15 protein-coding genes, 1 rRNA gene and 1 pseudogene are annotated in these 17841 nt (G+C 75.0%); 4 read left to right on the plus strand and 13 right to left on the minus strand.

Annotated elements, in window-relative coordinates; genetic code table 11:
- A partial coding sequence (locus tag ACZ6Z8_RS39025; protein ID WP_359795975.1) for a hypothetical protein occupies window positions 1–144 on the minus strand: 144 nt, incomplete at its 3' end.
- A gap of 720 nt (window positions 145–864) precedes the next feature.
- Here ACZ6Z8_RS39025 and ACZ6Z8_RS39030 point away from each other — a divergent pair.
- Entirely contained in the window at window positions 865–2862 is a 1998-nt protein-coding gene (locus ACZ6Z8_RS39030; RefSeq protein ID WP_465614715.1) for a glycoside hydrolase family 15 protein, read from the plus strand.
- 7 nt (window positions 2863–2869) lie between these two features.
- Here ACZ6Z8_RS39030 and ACZ6Z8_RS39035 read toward each other — a convergent pair whose 3' ends face one another.
- The 3 genes from ACZ6Z8_RS39035 to yczE form a co-directional block, all read right to left on the minus strand.
- Complete coding sequence (locus tag ACZ6Z8_RS39035; protein ID WP_465614716.1) at window positions 2870–4036, minus strand: glycosyltransferase family 4 protein; 1167 nt, start codon at window positions 4034–4036, stop codon at window positions 2870–2872.
- Between the two features lie 181 nt (window positions 4037–4217).
- Window positions 4218–5951 (minus strand): DNA repair protein RecN, encoded by a 1734-nt coding sequence (gene recN / locus ACZ6Z8_RS39040; RefSeq protein ID WP_465614725.1) that lies wholly within the window; start codon window positions 5949–5951, stop codon window positions 4218–4220.
- A gap of 88 nt (window positions 5952–6039) precedes the next feature.
- Window positions 6040–6678: a membrane protein YczE gene (gene yczE / locus ACZ6Z8_RS39045; RefSeq protein ID WP_465614726.1), complete on the minus strand. Its 639-nt coding sequence runs from the start codon at window positions 6676–6678 to the stop codon at window positions 6040–6042.
- A 223-nt stretch (window positions 6679–6901) separates the two neighbouring features.
- Here yczE and yczR point away from each other — a divergent pair, with 223 nt between their 5' ends.
- The gene (gene yczR / locus ACZ6Z8_RS39050; protein ID WP_465614717.1) at window positions 6902–8473 is read left to right on the plus strand and encodes a MocR-like transcription factor YczR; all 1572 of its coding nucleotides are present in this window, start codon (window positions 6902–6904) and stop codon (window positions 8471–8473) included.
- A gap of 31 nt (window positions 8474–8504) precedes the next feature.
- On the opposite strand, the gene ACZ6Z8_RS39055 is transcribed toward yczR, so the two are convergent.
- The 4 genes from ACZ6Z8_RS39055 to ACZ6Z8_RS39070 form a co-directional block, all read right to left on the minus strand.
- Window positions 8505–9413, minus strand: coding sequence for an NAD kinase (locus tag ACZ6Z8_RS39055; protein WP_465614718.1), 909 nt, complete (start codon window positions 9411–9413; stop codon window positions 8505–8507).
- Window positions 9414–9504: 91 nt separating this feature from the next.
- Window positions 9505–10311: a TlyA family RNA methyltransferase gene (locus ACZ6Z8_RS39060; protein WP_465614727.1), complete on the minus strand. Its 807-nt coding sequence runs from the start codon at window positions 10309–10311 to the stop codon at window positions 9505–9507.
- Between the two features lie 36 nt (window positions 10312–10347).
- A complete protein-coding gene (locus ACZ6Z8_RS39065; protein WP_465614719.1) occupies window positions 10348–10554 on the minus strand; it encodes a hypothetical protein in 207 nt (68 codons plus the stop codon).
- Complete coding sequence (locus ACZ6Z8_RS39070; protein WP_465614720.1) at window positions 10538–11383, minus strand: hypothetical protein; 846 nt, start codon at window positions 11381–11383, stop codon at window positions 10538–10540. The genes ACZ6Z8_RS39065 and ACZ6Z8_RS39070 overlap by 17 nt, the downstream gene beginning before the upstream one ends.
- Before the next feature lie 157 nt (window positions 11384–11540).
- Between ACZ6Z8_RS39070 and ACZ6Z8_RS39075 the strand changes: the two genes are divergently transcribed.
- Window positions 11541–11888: an alkyl sulfatase C-terminal domain-containing protein gene (locus tag ACZ6Z8_RS39075; RefSeq protein WP_465614721.1), complete on the plus strand. Its 348-nt coding sequence runs from the start codon at window positions 11541–11543 to the stop codon at window positions 11886–11888.
- A 104-nt stretch (window positions 11889–11992) separates the two neighbouring features.
- Here ACZ6Z8_RS39075 and ACZ6Z8_RS39080 read toward each other — a convergent pair whose 3' ends face one another.
- Both ACZ6Z8_RS39080 and ACZ6Z8_RS39085 read right to left on the minus strand, forming a co-directional pair.
- Window positions 11993–13033, minus strand: a complete 1041-nt coding sequence (locus ACZ6Z8_RS39080) for an HAD-IIA family hydrolase (RefSeq protein WP_465614722.1) — start codon at window positions 13031–13033, stop codon at window positions 11993–11995.
- A gap of 69 nt (window positions 13034–13102) precedes the next feature.
- The gene (locus ACZ6Z8_RS39085; protein WP_465614723.1) at window positions 13103–13681 is read right to left on the minus strand and encodes a tetratricopeptide repeat protein; all 579 of its coding nucleotides are present in this window, start codon (window positions 13679–13681) and stop codon (window positions 13103–13105) included.
- 92 nt (window positions 13682–13773) lie between these two features.
- On the opposite strand from ACZ6Z8_RS39085, the gene ACZ6Z8_RS39090 reads away from it, so the two are divergent.
- Window positions 13774–15144, plus strand: coding sequence for a DUF1015 family protein (locus ACZ6Z8_RS39090; protein WP_465614724.1), 1371 nt, complete (start codon window positions 13774–13776; stop codon window positions 15142–15144).
- Window positions 15145–15213: 69 nt separating this feature from the next.
- Here ACZ6Z8_RS39090 and ACZ6Z8_RS39095 read toward each other — a convergent pair whose 3' ends face one another.
- The 3 genes and pseudogenes from ACZ6Z8_RS39095 to rrf all read right to left on the minus strand — a co-directional run.
- Window positions 15214–16146: a tetratricopeptide repeat protein gene (locus ACZ6Z8_RS39095; protein WP_465614728.1), complete on the minus strand. Its 933-nt coding sequence runs from the start codon at window positions 16144–16146 to the stop codon at window positions 15214–15216.
- 540 nt (window positions 16147–16686) lie between these two features.
- A pseudogene (locus ACZ6Z8_RS39100) lies at window positions 16687–17394 on the minus strand (tetratricopeptide repeat protein); the annotation flags it as partial.
- Between the two features lie 356 nt (window positions 17395–17750).
- Window positions 17751–17841 (minus strand): 5S ribosomal RNA (gene rrf, locus ACZ6Z8_RS39105); the annotation flags it as partial.

Raw genomic sequence — 17841 nt, forward strand, 5'->3', positions numbered from 1 at the left:
CAGGCCACGGGCCTTCAACAACGCGCCGAGACTGGAGGCCGTCAGCCCCTTACCGAGCGAAGAGGCGACACCCCCGGTGACGAAGAGGTGCTTGGTCGTCACGGCGCGGCCGTTCGCTGCCTTGCCGGAATGGGGCTGTGCCAAGAGGGGGCTCCCGTGGGTCGCGTGTCGAAGGTGACGTGGGCGGGAGGCTCGCGGCTCGCCGGGCGACGGGAGGCCGGCGAGTGCTCGGCGCTCGAAGGGTCGTCGATTCGGCTGGTCCGGGGCGTTTGATCCCGCCGGTCCACGGGATACCAGGGTATCAGTGACCCGACCGGGACGCCCTTCGGCCCGCGCGCGGCACTCCGGGAGCGTACGCCGGGCGCAACACCGGCGCATCATGCGCCGCACGAGTCACACCGGTCGCACCACCCACCGGACCGGGCCAGCCGGAGCGCGCCGTCCGGGCCATTGCGGCCCCTCCGTTACGGCCACCCGGAGCTGATCCTTCCGGACCATCCTGCGTCGCGCCCCCGCGATGCACGGCATTTCCGCCGAATTGCGGCGGCACACGAGGCTGCGCCCGCGTGCTTCGCCCCTTTCGTCCGTCGTAAGCTGCACGGACGCATCGCGACAGCACGAGCACGCGGAGGGCGTGGGAGCGTCAGGACACTCCCGGTCCCCGATGCGCGACCGGACCTCCTCGTAATCCAGCTCCTCCCCACCCACCCCCAGGGGCTCGACCGAGCCCCGCGCGGACACTCCAGCAAGGCCCGCCACCACCCCCGGCGGGCCGGACGTCCCGGGGGGTGAACCTCCGGCCCCGCAGACCGCTCGCTCCCCCGTTCGCCGATGCCCTGACCACATTGCGAACTGGAGATCCACGTGGCCGGCCGTATCGAGGACTACGCACTCATCGGGGACATGCAGACCGCTGCCCTGGTCAGCAGGGACGGGGCGGTGGACTGGCTGTGCCTTCCCCGCTTCGACTCGCCGGCCGTGTTCGCCGGCCTGCTCGGCACCGATGAACACGGCTTCTGGCGGATCGGCCCGGCCGAGGCCGTCGTGACCGAGCTCCCCGCCCCGGCCGCCACGGCCCTCACCACCACCGGCCGGATCCGCATCGCCACCCCCGCCGACCTGCGCGTGCCCCCGCCCACCGCCGCCGCCCCCGCCCTGCCCGCCGACCGGCGCCGCTACCGGGGCGACTCGCTGATCCTGGAGCAGGAGTGGGACGCCCAGGGCGGCACCGTCCGGGTGATCGACTTCATGCCGCCCCGCCCGCTGGCCGGCCGGGACGCCGTCCCCCAGATGATCCGGATCGTCGAGGGCGTGGCCGGCGCCGTCCGGATGCGCTCGGCGCTGCGGATGCGCTTCTCGTACGGCCGGATCGTCCCCTGGGTGCACCGGGTGGAGCAGGCCGGGGGCGGCCACCGCACCGTCGCCATGGCCGGCCCGGACTCGGTCTGGCTGGACGGCGAGGCCGACACCTACGGCCGCAACCTCACCACCTACGCCGATTTCACCGTCCGGGCCGGTGAGCGGATCGCCTTCGCCCTCACCTGGCAGGCCTCCCACCTGGAGGCCCCGGCCGTCCCGGACGCCGAGGCGATGCTCGACGCCACCGCCGACTTCTGGCACGACTGGGCCGACCAGTGCACCTACCAGGGCCCCTACCGCGAGGCCGTGATCCGCTCGCTGATCACCCTCAAGGGCCTCACCTACGCCCCCACCGGCGGCATCGTCGCCGCCCCCACCACCTCCCTGCCGGAGGACATCGGCGGCGAGCGCAACTGGGACTACCGCTACACCTGGCTGCGCGACGCCGCGATCACCCTCTCCTCGCTGCTGCGCACCGGCTACCGCGAGGAGGCCAAGGCCTGGCGCGAGTGGCTGCTGCGGGCCGTCGCCGGGGACCCGGAGAACCTGCAGATCATGTACGGCATCGCCGGCGAGCGCGAGCTCAACGAGACCTCCCTCGACTGGCTGCCCGGCTACGAGGGCTCCCAGCCCGTCCGGGTCGGCAACGGCGCCGCCGGGCAGCTCCAGCTCGACGTCTACGGCGAGGTGGTCGAGGCCCTGCACCTGGCCCACATGACCGGCCTGGTCCGCAACGACCACGCCCACCACCTCCAGCTGCGCCTGATCGAGTACCTGGAGGACCACTGGCAGAACCCGGACGAGGGCATCTGGGAGGTCCGCGGACCGCGCCGGCACTTCGTCCACTCCAAGGTGATGGCCTGGGTCGCCGTCGACCGCACCATCAAGCTGCTGGAGCAGACCCCCGAGGACGCCCCCGCCGACGGCCACCTGGAGCGCTGGCGCGAACTGCGCGACACCATCCACCGGGACGTCTGCGAGAAGGGCTACGACCCGGAGCGCAACACCTTCACCCAGTACTACGGCGGCCAGGAGCTGGACGCCTCGCTGCTGCTCATCCCCCAGGTCGGCTTCCTGCCGCCGGACGACAAGCGGGTGATCGGCACCATCGAGGCGATCCAGCGCGAACTGTCCACCGAGGACGGCTTCGTGCTGCGCTACCCGACCCACGACGAGTCGGGCAACAACGTGGACGGACTGTCCGGCCACGAGGGCGCCTTCCTGGCCTGCTCGTTCTGGCTGGCCGACGACCTCGCCATGATCGGCCGGGTGCAGGAGGCCCGCGAGCTGTTCGACCGGCTGCTGTCGCTGCGCAACGACCTCGGGCTGCTCGCCGAGGAGTGGGACCCGCGGCTCAAGCGCCAGGTCGGCAACTTCCCGCAGGCCTTCAGCCACGTCCCGCTGATCGACACCGCCCTGCGGCTGACCGCCTGCGGCGCCGCCTACCTGTCGGCCCAGCCGGACGGCCCGGCCGCCGACCGGGTCGAACAGGCCACGGTCTAGAACCGCCTCAGGCGCGCTGAACCAACTCGTCGTAGGTGCTGAGCACCTGGGCGACGGTGGCGGCCTCGTCCGGCCAGGTCTCGGCCTGCTGCCGGCCGGCCGCCACCAGCTGCTCGCGGCGGGCCGGGTCGGCCAGCAGCTCGCGCACCGCCCGGCCGAGCGCCGCCGGATCGCCCGGGGGCACCAGCACGGCGGCGTCGCCGACCAGTTCGGGGATGCCGCCGACGGCGGTGGCGACCACCGGCACGCCGGCCCGCATCGCCTCCTGGACCACCAGCGAACGGGCCTCCCAGCGGCTGGAGACCACCACCACGTCGGCGGCGGCCAGCAGGTCGGGCACGTCGGTGCGGTAGCCCAGCAGCCGAACCGGCAGCTTCTCGGCGGCCACCCGCTCGCGCAGCGGGCCGGCCTCCGGGCCGTCCCCCGCGACGAGCAGCAGCGGCTCCGGGTCCAGCGCGGACAGCTCGCCGGTGGCGTCCAGCAGCAGTCCGAAGGCCTTCTGCGGGACGAGCCGGCCGACCGCCAGCACCAGCGGGCGGTCCGGGCCGTCGCCGAGCAGCGCGGCCCGCGCCTCGGCCCGGCCGATCCGGCCCTCGGGCGTCGGCGGGGCGGCGACCGGGCCCAGCCGGGCGTCGGTGGCGCCCAGTTCGCGGGCCCGGGCGACGAGGTCGGAGGAGGCGCCGAGGACCAGGTCGGCGGCGCGCGCCACCCGGCGCTCCATCAGCCGCTGCAGGCGCCGCTCCATACCGGTGGCCAGCAGTGCGTGGTGCGAGGTGACCACCAGCGGGGTCTCCGGGCGCAGGCCCGGGAAGCGGCCGGCGGTGCGCAGCGCGAGGTCGGACAGCAGTCCGGCGCGCAGCCCGTGGGCGTGCACCACGTCGGCGCCGGTGAAGGCCCGGCGCAGTTCGCCGATCGCGGTGGCGTCGCTGCGGGCGCCCGCGGTGGGGGTGATGTCGACCGTGTGGAACCGCGCGCCCGTGCGGGAGAAGCCGAACAGCGCGTCCGTACCGGCCGGTGCGCAGACCGTCACGATCACCCCGTGCGCGACCAGGCCTTGGGCCAGGGAGCGCACGTGCGCACCGATGCCGCCGGTGCTGGCGGCCAGGACGAGTACCACGTGCAGCTGCCCCGGTTCCGGGGCGGCCGCGGTGGCCCGGGCAGCGGAATGGTCCACGTCGTCTCGCATCCGACTCGATCAGGTTCGCGCGCCGCTTCGCGAGGGTTGCCCGCCGGGCGGCGCTCGGGACTGGAAAGCCAAGTTTCCAGCCGCCACCATGCCAGGTCGGCGGCCCTCTTGGACAGTCGGCACCACGGGGGGCGCGCCGTCGTCCTGCGGTCGGGGCCGCCGCCCGGGACTACCGGTGGCGGGGGGCCCGGGCGGCGGCCAGCAGCTCCTCGGCGTGGGCGCGGCCCAGCTCCGAGTCCTCCAGGCCGGCCAGCATCCGGGAGAGTTCGCGCACCCGCTCCTCGTCGTTCAGCACCTTGACGCCGGAGCGGGTCACGGTGCCGTCGTTGGTCTTCTCCACCACCAGGTGCCGGTCCGCGAACGCGGCCACCTGCGGGAGGTGGGTGACGACCACGACCTGGGCGGTTTCGGCCAGTTTGGCCAGCCGGCGGCCGATCTCGACCGCGGCCTTGCCGCCGACGCCCGCGTCCACCTCGTCGAACAGGTAGGTGGGGACGGGGTCGGCGCCCGCGAAGACCACCTCGACGGCGAGCATCACCCGGGACAGCTCACCGCCCGAGGCGCCCTTGGCGATCGGGCGCGGCTGGGCGCCGGGGTGCGGGGCGAGCAGCACCTCGACCTCGTCCACGCCGTGCGGTCCGTACGCGACGCTGCGGCCGTCCACCTCGATCCCGGCCAGGTCGTCGAGCCGGGTGATCGAGAAGGTGACCCGGGCGTGCGGCATGGCCAGTTCGGCGAGTTCGGCGGAGACGGCCTCCGCGAAGCGCCCGGCGGCGGCCTGCCGGGCGGCCGACACCTCGGCCGCCAGCTCGGCCAACTCGGCCCGCAGCTGGGTCTCCTGGGCGCCGAGCTGGTCGATCCGCTCGTCATCGCCGTCGAGTTCCGCGAGCCGGGTGGAACTGTCCTCGGCCCAGGCGATCACCTCGGCGAGGGTGTTCTCCTCGCCGCCGTACTTGCGCAGCAGCTGGGCCAGCACGGCCCGGCGGTCCTCGACCGCGGCCAGCCGCACCGGGTCGGCGTCCAGGTCGGCGGCGTAGCCGGCCAGGTCCCCGGCGACGTCGGCCAGCAGGTACCCGACCTCGTTCAGCCGGTCGGCCAGGGCGGCGAGGCGCTCGTCGTGGTGGCGCACCGCGTCCAGGGCGCGCCGGGACTGGGCGAGCAGGGTGCCCGCGTCCAGCGCCTCCGGGTCGGCCGGGTCGCCGGCCAGGGCGGCGTGGGCGAGGGTCGCCGCGGAGGACAGCGCGTCGGCGTGACCGAGCCGCTCGGCCTCGGCGGCCAGCTCGACGTCCTCTCCGGCCACCGGCTCGGCGGCGGCGATCTCGTCCAGGCCGAAGCGGAGCAGGTCGGCCTCCTGGGCGCGCTCGCGGGCCCGGGTGGTCAGCTCCTCCAGGGTGGCCGAGACCTCGCGCAGGGCGCGGTAGGTCTCCCGGTAGCGGGCCAGCGGCTCGGCCACCGACTCGCCCGCGTAGCGGTCCAGCGCGCCGCGCTGGCGGGCCGGGCGCAGCAGCCGCTGCTGGTCGGTCTGGCCGTGGACGGCGATCAGGTCCTCACCGAGCTCGGTGAGCAGCCCGACCGGCACGGCCCGCCCGCCGACGTACGCCCGGGAGCGCCCCTCGGCGGAGACGGTGCGGCTGACCAGCAGGGCGCCGTCGTCCAGTTCGGCCCCGGCCTCGACGGCGCGCGCCGCCACCGGGGAGTCGGCCGGCAGTTCCAGCCGGCCCTCCACCACGGCGCGCCCGGCGCCGTGCCGCACCAGGCCGGGGTCGGCGCGTCCGCCGAGCAGCAGGCCGAGGCTGGTCACGACCATGGTCTTGCCGGCGCCGGTCTCACCGGTCACGGCGGTGAAGCCGGGGGCCAGCTCGACCACCGCGTCGTCGATGACCCCAAGATCCCGTATCCGCATCTCGTCCAACACGGAGACGACCTTACGAGGTTCCGCCCCCGGAGCGCGACGAGCGGCAACGGCGCGCGGCAACTCGATGCCGCCGAGTTCACCCGTTACGGGAGGTTTGGGCGGCGGTGGGCACCGTGCACCACGGCAGGAAGAGCTGCACCAGCGGGCCGATCAGCAGCGCGTACACGACCGTGCCGACCCCGGCGGTGCCGCCGAGCAGCAGTCCGGCGGCCAGTACGGTCAGCTCGATGCCGGTGCGGATCAGCCGCAGCGATCGCCCGGTGCGCCGGTGCAGGCCGGTCATCAGGCCGTCGCGCGGGCCGGGGCCCAGGCGCGCGCCGATGTAGAGGCCCGAGGCGACGCCGTTGAGCACCACCGCGGCGGCCATCAGCGCCACCCGGGCGAGCAGGCCGTGCGGGCCGCCGACCAGCCCCAAGGTGAGGTCCATCGCCGCGCCGATCATCAGCACGTTGGCGACGGTGCCCACCCCCGGGAGCTGGCGCAGCGGGATCCACAGCAGCAGGACGAGGACGCCGCAGATCGTGACCCAGGCGCCCACGGTGAGGCCGAGCACCCGCTGCAGGCCCTGGTGGAAGACGTCCCAGGGGTCGAGGCCGAGACTGGAGCGGAGCATCAGCGCCATGCTCACCCCGTACAGGGTGAGGCCGACGGCCAGCTGCGGGAGGCGCCGGCCCAGCGCGTGGGTGTCGCCGAGGACCCGGACGGCGAGACCCACGCGGGCGGCCGGTTCGGCGGTGGTCGTGGACGTCGGGGTGGTCGTGGACGCCGGGGCGGTCGTCGACGCGGGGGTGGTCGTGGTGGCCAATGGTGCTCCTGCGGATGGTGCCGCACCCCGGGGAGCGGCCCCGGTGGTGGCGGCTCGACGGCCGCGCTGCCATGATGAACGGGCCAATACCGCCCCCGACAGGGCCAATCCCGAGCAAGTGGACTGATGCGCGATGGCCGACTGGCACACCACCGTCACCCCGCCCGCACTGGCGAGGCTGCTCGCCACCGCCCGGCTCCCCGAACCGGCCACCGCGCGCCGCCCCGCCTACCGCACCCTCGCCGGGCAGATCCGGCTGCTGGTCACCGAGGGCCGGCTGCCGGTCGGCGCCCGGCTGCCCGCCGAACGTGAGCTCGCCTCCGCGCTGGACCTCAGCCGCACCACCGTCGCCACCGCCTACGAGACCCTGCGCGGCGACGGCTACCTGCACAGCCGCCGCGGCGCCGGAAGCTGGACCTCCCTGCCCGAGGGCGCCCCGCCGCCCAGCGACGCCCTGCACCCCGTCCCCCCGGACGAACAGGGCCGGATCCTGGACCTCGGCGTCGCCGCCCTGCCCGCCCCGCAGCCCTGGTTCGGCCGGGCCGCCGCCCGGGCCGTCGAACTGCTGCCGCACTACGCCGCCGGGCACGGCCACTACCCCACCGGCGTCCCGGTGCTGCGCGAGGCCGTCGCCCGCCGCTACACCGAGCGCGGACTGCCCACCACCCCCGACCAGATCCTGGTCACCACCGGCGCGATGGGCGGCCTGCACCTGGTCCAGCGGGTGCTGGTCGGCCGCGGCGACCGGGTCGCCGTCGAGGCCCCCAGCTACGCCCACACCCTCCAGGCCCTGCGCCTCACCGGAGCCCGCCTGGTGCCGGTCCCGTACGCCTCCGGCCCCGGGCCGAAGGACGCGCCGGAGCGACGGACGTCGGCGCCGGCCCCGCGCGCCCGGAGGTGGGCGGGCGGATCACAGTCCCGTTGGGACCTGGAGGAGTGGCAGCGGGTGCTGCGCGGGGCCGCTCCCAAGGTCGCGTACGTCATCCCGGACTTCCACAACCCGACCGGCACACTGATCGACGAGGAGCAGCGCCGCCGGCTGCTGGCCGCCGCCCGGGCCGCCGGGAGCATCGTGCTGGTGGACGAGACCACCGCCGAACTCGGCTGGGGCGTCCCGGAGTCCACGCCGCTGCCGCGCCCGATGGCGGCGCTGGACCGCTCCGCCCAGGTGGTCACCGTCGGCTCGGCCGGCAAGCTGCTGTGGGGCGGGCTCCGGATCGGCTGGGTCCGGGCCGCGCCCGCGCTCGTCCGGCGGCTGGCCACCGAACGGGTCTACAGCGACGTCGGCACCCCGGTGCTCGACCAGCTGATCGCCGCCGAGCTGCTGGGCGAGCCGCTCCGGGACGTCCGCGCCCACCAGTTGGACCGGCTGCGGGCCACCGCCCACGCCTTCGCCGCCGCGCTGTCCGAGCAGCTGCCGGACTGGGGCTGCCCGCTGCCACCCGGCGGCCTCTCGCTCTGGGTCTCCACCGGCGGCCTGTCCGGCGCGGCGCTGGCCCAGGCCGGGGAGCCCGCCGGGGTCCGGATCGCGGCCGGCAACCGGTTCGGCTCGGACGGCGCCTTCGAGCACCACATCCGGCTCCCGCTCACCGTGCCCGCCGCGGCCGTCCCCGCCGCCGTCGAACGGCTGGCCGCGGTGGCCGCGCGCGCGACGGCGGGCGGCCGCTACGGCCCGGCCGACGAGGGCCAGGCCCTGGCGGTCTGACGGCCTGGCGGTCCGAGCGCCTGACCGGCCGTCAGCAGGGCTGGTTCGACCGCCCGCGCCAACCCGTCACCGGGAGCGCGAACTTGGCCACCAGCCGGTCGGTGAACGGCGCCCGGTGCAGCCGGGCCAGCCGCACCGGTGTCCGTCCCCGGCGCACCTCCACCCGGGCCCCGGCGGGCAGTTCGACCGAACGCCGCCCGTCGCACCAGAGCACCCCGTGCGGGGTCTTCGGCTGCACCTCGACGGCCAGCACCGAGTTCGGCGAGGTCACCAGCGGCCGGGCGAACAGCGCGTGCGCGGAGATCGGCACCATCAGCAGCGCCTCCACCTCCGGCCACACCACCGGCCCGCCGCCCGAGAACGCGTACGCGGTCGAGCCGGTCGGCGTCGCGCAGACCACCCCGTCGCAGCCGAAGTTGGAGACCGGGCGGCCGTCCACCTCGGTCACCACCTCCAACATCCGTTCCCGGGACGCCTTCTCGATCGACGCCTCGTTCAACGCCCAGTCCTGGTGCACCACATCGCCGTTGGTCCGGACGATGACGTCGAGCGTCATCCGCTCCTCGACCTCGTAGTCGGCGTCGACCACCCGCTCGACCACCACGGCCAGGTCGTCCCGCTCGGCCTCGGCCAGGAAGCCGACCCGGCCGAGGTTGATGCCCAGCATCGGCAGCCCGTGCGAGCGCGCCAACTCCGCGCCCCGCAGCAGCGTCCCGTCGCCGCCGGCGACCAGGATCAGCTCGCAGCCGTCCGCCGCACCCGGTCCCTCGGCGACCTTCTCGACCCCCTCCGGCAGGTCGAGGTCCACTGCCTCGGCCTCCAGCAGCCTGATCCGGAGCCCAGCCTTCAGCAGCCCGTGCACCAGACCCTCGACGCTGCGCAGCGCCGCCTCCCGGCCGGTGTGCGCGATCAGGAAGACCGTACGTTCTTCATCGCTCATGCCGCTGCCCTCTCCCTACGCCAGCCGGGTCGACCTCGGCCCGGTGCGGCCGCGCCATACAGCATGACGGGCCGGACGCTCGCAGAGCACCCTACCGGGGCCCTTCCGCCACGGCCCGGTCCGCCTCAGCGGGGTCCAGCCGCGGGGCGTCCCGGCGCATCCAGAGGAAGTACTCGACGTTCCCCGACGGCCCCGGCAGGGGGCTCGCGGTGACCGCGCGCACGCCCAGCCCCAGCTCCCACGCCTGCCCGGCCACCTGGCGCACCATCTCGGCACGCAGCTGCGGGCTGCGCACCACCCCGCCGCTGCCGAGCCGCTCCTTGCCGATCTCGAACTGCGGCTTGACCATCAGCACCAGGTCCGCGTCCTCGGCCGCGCAGCCGGCCAGCGCCGGCAGCACCAGCCCCAGCGAGATGAAGGACAGGTCCCCGACCACCAGGTCGACGGGGGTGCCGCCGATCATCTCCAGCGTCAGTTCGCGGACGTTGGTGCGGTCCATCACCGTCACCCGCTCGTCGCTCTGCAGCGACCAGGCGAGCTGCCCGTAGCCGACGTCCACCGCCAGCACGTGGGCGGCCCCGGCCCGCAGCAGCACATCGGTGAACCCGCCGGTGGAGGCGCCGGCGTCCAGCGCCCGGCGGCCCTCGACCACCAGGCCCTGCGGCACGAAGGCCGCGAACGCCCCGGCGAGCTTGTGCCCGCCGCGCGAGACGTAGTCGGGGTCGTTCTCGTCCTTGGCCACCACGACCGCCGCCGAGGTCTCCACCTGGGTGGCCGGCTTGGTCGCGGTGGTGCCGCCGACGGTCACCCGGCCGGCCGCGATCAGCTCGGACGCGTGCTCACGCGATCGGGCCAGCTTGCGGCGGACCAGTTCCGCGTCGAGTCGGCGTCGTGCCACTGCCACTGGTGCTTCAGCTCCTACGAGTCCTGCGGATCAATCCCGGTCGAGCGCGGCCAGCGCGTCGGCGAGCCGCTGGTGAACATCTTCGTACACCGCGACGTGCGCCTCGGCCGGGACCCCGTCCAGAGCCTCCAGCCGGGCCAGCCCGGCGTCCACCCCGGGGTGCCCGGTGGGCAGCAGTTCGACGCCGAGCGGCCCGGCCGTGTCCGCCGGGCCGCCGCCCTCACTCGTCCCGGTCATCGGGCTTCTTCGCGCTGGTGGCCTTGCGGACCGTGGTCTTCCTCGTCGCCGTGCGCTTGGCGGCCGACTCGGGTTCGGCACCGTTCCGCTCCGGCTGCTTCCGCCGCGCGGCGGCGCTCTTCCTGACAGTCGCCTTCTTCGCGGCGGCCGCCTTCTTCGCGGGCGCCTTCTTCGCAGGTCCCTTCTTCGCCGCGGGCGCCTCCTCCGTCCCGGTGGCGGGCGCCCCCATCTTCCCGGCGGCGGGGTCCTCGGCCGCCTCGGCCACGGCCTCCCGCAGGGCCGCCTCCGTCTTCGGGGACAACGGCGGATCGACCTCGACCGGCTCGTCCACCTCCACCCGTTCGGCCACTACCGGGTCCGTCGCCACCGGCTCGTCCTCGAACTCCCAGCCGCGCCCGAACAGGTCGTCCGCGCGGGGCGCGGGCGTCGGCCCGTCCTCCGGGCGCGGTGCCGCGTACGGGTCCGGCGCCGGCTTCGTCGCGGCCGGCTCCTCCTCGACCTCGCGCAGCTTGCTCTCCAGATACGCCAGCACCACGCCGACCTTGGTCACCTGGTCGCCGACCTTCTCGAAGGCCTTCTCCACCTCGCTGCGCGCCACCCCGACGGCCAGGTCCACCCCGGCCCGCCCCGCGGTGACCGCCTCCTCCGCCAGGGTCTGCAGCGACTTCGCCGACGGCGGGAACTGCCCGCCCAGCTTCCGCTCGACCTCGGAGACGTCGACGCCGGTCTTCTCCAGGACCGCGGCCGCCGTGTCGGCGACCCGCTTACCGACCTCCTCCACCACCACGGCGGCGGCCGCCACCGCTCCCCGCACCGTCCTCGGCAGCATCCGGGTGCCTCCTCCGCGCCTGCGCGCGCCTCGCTCCGTCGCCCTCGGCGCCCGGGCGTTTCCGGGCACCCCACTGACGACGCTACCGCCAAAACCCTCCTGAGGTACCGTGGCCCGGCAGTCCGCACCGCAGCGACCTGGGGATGGAGCGACCGCCATGGCGAACGCCGAGGAGTGCCGGGAAGCACTGGAACAGCTCAGCCGGAACATCGCGAACTCCACCGGCGACGTCCGCAAGGCCGCCGCCCTCGACCGCTCGCTCAGCTGCCGGATCACCGACCTCGACCTGACCTTCACCGGCCGGCTGCGCGACGGCCGGATCCAGGACGTCGTCACCACACCCGGGCGGCCCACCGAGAAGGCCGCCATCCGGCTCACCATGGCCAGCGACGACCTGGTCGCGCTGGTCGGCGGCGACCTCAACTTCGCCGCCGCCTGGGCGAGCGGCCGGGTCAAGCTGGAGGCCGGCCTGCGCGACCTGCTGCGGCTGCGCACCCTGCTCTGAGGCCCCCGTACTGAGGCGCCCCGGATTGAGGCGCCGACATTGAGGCGCCGGCATGGAGGCCCCCGCTCCGAGACCGCCCGCGGCCCGGCCCGGCCGCCGAACGGTCAGAAGCCGAGCTCGGCCAGCGCCTTCCGCCCGTCCACCGGCCCGCCGTCCGCCGCGTCCAGCGCCGTCCAGGCGGCCGCGCACAGCGCCCGCAGGCCGTCCCAGCGGTCCCCGGAGCCGGCCAGCCGCAGCGCACCGTCCTCCGCCGTAGCCGTCCAGCCGCCGCAGGAGAAGCCGCCGTCCGCCGCCGTCACCGCCGGCTGCGGGACCAGCAGGCCGCGCAGGTCCGCCGCCAGGTACGTCGGCCGGTGCTCGACCGGGGCCGAGAGCAGCTGCGCCGGGGTGGTGACGCCGGTGAACACCAGCAGGCTGTCCACCCCGCCGTTGAACGCGCCCTCGATGTCCGTGTCCAGCCGGTCCCCGACCACCAGCGGACGCCGGGCGCCGGTCCGCAGCACGGTCTCCCGGTGCATCGGCGGCAGCGGCTTGCCCGCCACCTCCGGCTCCACCCCGACCGCCGCCCGCACCGCCGCCACCAGCGTCCCGTTGCCGGGCGCGATGCCGCGCGCGGTCGGCACCGTCATGTCGGTGTTCGAGGCGACCCACGGCAGCCCGCCGCGCACCGCGTACGCCGCCTCGGCCAGCTGCGGCCAGCCCACCGACGGGTCGAAGCCCTGGACCACCGCGAGCGGCTCCTCCGCCAACGAGCGGACCGCCACCAGCCCGCGTTCGGCCAGCGCCTCCTCCAGCCCCGGACCGCCCACCACCAGCACCTTCGCCCCGGCGGGCACCTTCTCGGCGACCACCCGGGCGGCCGCCTGGGCCGAATTGATGACGTCGGCCGGCTCGGCGGGCACGCCCAGCTCGGTCAGGTGCTCGGCGACCACCCGCGGCGGGCGGGAGGCGTTGTTGGTCACGTACGCGAGCCGCATCCCGGCCGTACGGGCGGCCGCCAGCGAGTCCACGGCGTGCTCGATCGCGTGCGGGCCGGCGTAGACCACGCCGTCCAGGTCCAGCAGCGCCGTGTCGTACGCCTCGGTCAGCGGGCGGTCGCTGCCGCCGGGGGCGGTCCGTCGTGCGGTGGTGGCCGTCTCGGTCATGCCTGCCCAATCTCGTCCACCGCAGCGTCGTGGTGCGCTGCGGTCCGTCTGCTCGTCACTCCCGCCCGGTCAGACGTCGTCGTCGACGCCCTCGGGCTCTCCCCCGGCCTGCCGCGGCAGGCTCGGCTCCCGGCCCTGGTCCTCCCGGTACCCGGGTGCGCCGGGCAGCAGCGGGCCGAACGCCCCGGCGCGGGCCGCCAGCGTCGCCCTGGTCTGCCGCAGCGCCGACCGGTAGTGGTCGGCCTCGGGGCGCATGGCCACGGCCAGCGCCAGGTGCTCGGCCGAGGTCTCGAAGTCGCCCAGCCGGGCCGCCGCGACGCCCCACCCGAACTGAGCGTAGTCGTCCGACGGATCGGCCAGCGCCACGGCCCGGAAGTTCTCCAGCGCCGCCGCGTACGAACCGGCGTCGAACTGCGCCCGGGCCAGCGCCTCCCGGATGCTGCGCGAGTGCGGTTCGGCCTCCGCCGCCCGGGCCAGCAGCTGCTCGGCCGCCGCCGGGTGGCCCTGGGCCAGCAGCTTCGCGCCCCGGCGGAACCAGTCGTAGACGTCCCCCGCGGGCTCCCCGGGCCGCCCCTGGGCCGGGACGCCCCCCGTCGGCGGCTGCTCGCCCGGCACGCCGCCGTCCGACCGTTCCTGCCCGTCCTCCATGCCGTACCTCGCCCTCGGTCGTACACCCGCCCGACCGTTCGGCACGGGCATTCGGATCTCTCAACAACGCGTACCCGGTTACGATGCCCAGAATGAGCACACCCAGTGCAGAAGACGGAGTCGAGACTCCCGTGGGCGGCCCCGGTGACCCCGGGCACGTCGCCACCGCAGGCCTGTCCCTGTCCCCCTTCCGTGGCCTGCGCTACGTCCCCGACCGGGTCGGCGCGCTGGCCGCGGTGATGTCCCCGCCCTACGACGTCGTCGACCCGGGGCGCCGGCTGGACCTGGAGACGGCCGACCCGCACAACGTGGTCCGGCTGATCCTGCCCCGGCCCGAGCCCGAGGACGCCGGCGACCGGCCCGACCGCGACACCAAGTACCGGCACGCCGCCCGGCTGCTGGCCGACTGGCAGCGCGAGGGAGTCCTCGCCGCCGACCCGGACCCGGCGATCTACGTCTACGAGCAGCGGGTCCCGGCCACCGACGACGCGCCCGAGCTGCTCCAGCGCGGTCTGATCGGCGCCCTCGCGGTGAGCGGCCCCGAGGTCGGCGTCGTCCTCCCGCACGAGGACGTCATGCCCCGGCCGGTCGCCGACCGGGTCGGGCTGATGCGCACCACCCGGGCCAACCTCGAACCGCTGCTGCTCACCTACCGGGGCGACGGCGGCGCCTCCGGCGTCATCGAGCGGACGGTCGAGGGCGCGCCGCTGCTGTCCACCACGACCAGCGACGGCACCCACCACCGCCTGTGGGCCGTCACCGACCCCGCCATGCTCGGCGAGATCAGCCGGGACCTGGCCACCTGCCGGGCGCTGATCGCCGACGGCCACCACCGCTGGGCGATGTACCTGCGGCTCCAGCGCGAGCACCGCCACCTGCCGCGCAGCCCGTGGGACCGCGGCATGGTGCTGCTGGTGGACACCGCCCGCTACCCGCTGCGGGTCCGGGCCATCCACCGCGTGCTGTACCGGCTGCCGGTGGCCGAGGCGCTGGAGAAGCTCGGCGACCAGTGGAAGGTCAAGGAGGTCCCCGGGCCGCTGCCCGCCGCCCTCCAGGCGCTCGCCGAGCAGAAGCGGCACGGTGGCAACGGCTTCGTCCTCACCGGCGGCGACGGAGTCTTCTGGCTGCTCAGCGAGCCCGAGGAGGCCCTGCTCGACGCGACCGTGCCGCACGACCGGCCCGAGGAGTGGCGCCGCCTGGACGCCACCGTGCTGCACGCCACCCTGCTCGACCACACCTGGCACGTCCCCGACGGCCCCGACGACATCGGCTACCTGCACACCGCCGTGGCCGCCGAGCGCGAGGCCGCCCGCGCGGGCGGGACGGCCGTCCTGCTCCACCCGGTCCGGGAGAGCGTGGTGCGGCGACTGGCCGAACAGGGCGTCACCATGCCGCGCAAGTCCACCTCCTTCGGGCCGAAGCCGGCCACCGGACTGGTGCTGCGCAGCCTTCCGCTGGGGTAGGGGCCCCGGACGCCGTGAGGCCCTGCCGTTCCCGGGGGAACGGCAGGGCCTCACGGTGTTTCAGGGCGCTCAGGCCTGGGCGTCGTCGCCCTTGGCCTCGTCCTTGGCGGCCTTCTCGGCCTTCTCGGCCTCGGGGGCCTCGTCGGCCTCGGCACGCTCGGGCACCACGCCGTCGAAGTCCTCGTCGATTTCGAGGTCGTCCTCGTCGTAGTACTCCTCGACGTCCTCTTCGTCCTCGAAGATCACGCGGTCCTCGGAGTTGTCGCCGCCGCGCTTCTTCGCCGGAGCGTCGACCTGCTCGGCGTCGTCCTCCGCCAGCTCCGGGTCGAGCGCGTCGGTGAACTCCACGCCGTCGATCTCGGCCAGGCGCTCCGAGGCGTTGGTCGAACCGTCGGTGTCGGCCTCGGCGGCCTTGGCGAACCAGTCACGGGCCTCGTCGCCACGGCCGGCCGCGATCAGCGCCTCGGCGTACGCGTACCGCAGGCGGGCGGTCCACGGGTGCACGGCGCTGGAGGCCAGCTCCGGGCTCTGCAGGGTGACGACCGCGGCGTCGAACTGCTCCATGTCGCTGCGGGCACCGGCCGCCACCAGGCGCATCTCGACCTGGCCGGCCTTGTCCAGCTGCTTCACCTCGGGCTCACCGGCCATCGCCAGCGCCCGCTCCGGACGGCCCAGACCACGCTCGCAGTCGGCCATCACGGGCCACAGGTCGGCGCGGCCGGTCATCCGGCGGGCGGCGCGGAACTCGGTCAGCGCCTCGGAGTACCGCTGCGTCATGTACGAGGCGAACCCGGCCGCTTCGCGGACGGCGGCCACACGGGAGGCCAGTCGCAGCGCGACGCGCGAGTACTGGTAGGCCTCCTCCGGCTCGCTGTCGAGCAGGCGGGCCACCATCACCAGGTTGCGGGCGACGTCGTCCGCGAGGGTCTTGGGCAGGCTCTTGAGCTCCTGGCGCACGTCCGCGTCCAGCTCGAAGCCGGTGACGTCCTCCGGGATCGGCAGGCGCCTGACGGGCTCGTAGTTGCCACGGCGGTCGTCGTAGTCCCGACGGTCACGGTCGCCGCCGCGGTCGTCCCGACGGTCCCCGCCACGGAAGCCGCCCTGGCGGTCGTCACGGCGGAAGCCACCGCGGTCGCCGCCACGGTCGTCACGGCGGAAGCCACCGCGCTCGCCACCGCGGTCGTCGCGGCGGAAGCCGCCACGGTCGCCGCCGCGGTCGTCGCGGTCGCGGTTGAAGCCACCCTGCGGACGGTCGTCACGGCGGAAGCCGCCACCCTGCGGGCGGTCGCCGCCACGGTAACCACCGCGGTCGCCGCCACGGTCGTCACGGTCGCGGTAGGACGGGCGGTCGTCACGACGCGGACGGTCGTCACGCTCGTCACGACGGAACCCCTGCGGGCGGTCGTCACGGCGGAAGCCGCCACCCTGCGGACGGTCGTCACGACGGAAACCGCCACGGTCGCCACCGCGGTCGTCACGGTCACGGTTGAAGCCACCCTGCGGACGGTCATCGCGACGGAAGCCGCCACCCTGCGGACGGTCGCCGCCACGGAAGCCACCGCGCTCGCCGCCACGGTCGTCACGACGGAAGCCGCCACGGTCGCCGCCGCGGTCGTCGCGGTCGCGGTTGAAGCCACCCTGCGGACGGTCGTCACGGCGGAAGCCACCACCCTGCGGACGGTCGCCGCCACGGAAGCCGCCACGGTCGCCGCCGCGGTCGTCGCGGTCGCGGTTGAAGCCACCCTGCGGGCGGTCGCCGCCACGGTAACCACCGCGGTCGCCGCCACGGTCGTCACGGTCGCGGTAGGACGGGCGGTCGTCACGACGCGGACGGTCATCACGCTCGTCACGACGGAACCCCTGGGGGCGGTCGTCACGGCGGAAGGCGCCACCCTGCGGACGGTCGTCGCGACGGAAGCCGCCACGGTCGTCGCGGTCGCGGTTGAAGCCACCCTGCGGGCGGTCATCGCGACGGAAGCCGCCACCCTGCGGACGGTCGCCGCCACGGAAGCCACCGCGCTCGCCGCCACGGTCGTCACGACGGAAACCGCCACGGTCGCCACCGCGGTCGTCGCGGTCGCGGTTGAAACCACCCTGCGGACGGTCGCCACCACGGTAACCACCACGGTCGCCGCCACGGTCGTCACGGTCGCGGTTGAAACCACCCTGCGGACGGTCGCCACCACGGTAACCACCGCGGTCGCCGCCACGGTCGTCACGGTCACGGTAGGACGGGCGGTCGTCACGACGCGGACGGTCATCACGGTCGTCACGACGGTAGCCGCCACGGTCGTTGGACCAGCCCCCACGGGACCGGGGCTCGTAGCCTCGGCCGTCGTCCGATCGACGCTCGGGACGGCCCTCGGGCTGGTTCGACATCCTGGTGACTCCTTCTGCTGCTTCAGCTCCACCGCGGACCGGGCAACATCAGTGCCGTCACGCGGTATCGGCGCCGGCCTCCTGGCCGCGCACCATCTCCATTGTCCGGCATCCCGGAAGCCTTCGCGCCTGGGCGGAAGTCCCGGCCTGCCGGCCTCGTGCAAGTTCGCAAAACACAAAAAGGCCGCGGCCCCAGCGAGTCGCTGGGGCCGCGGCCTTGAATAATTGTTCGGCGGCGTCCTACTCTCCCACAGGGTCCCCCCTGCAGTACCATCGGCGCTGTGAGGCTTAGCTTCCGGGTTCGGAATGTAACCGGGC

The sequence above is a fragment of the Kitasatospora sp. NPDC101108 genome (assembly GCF_055584725.1).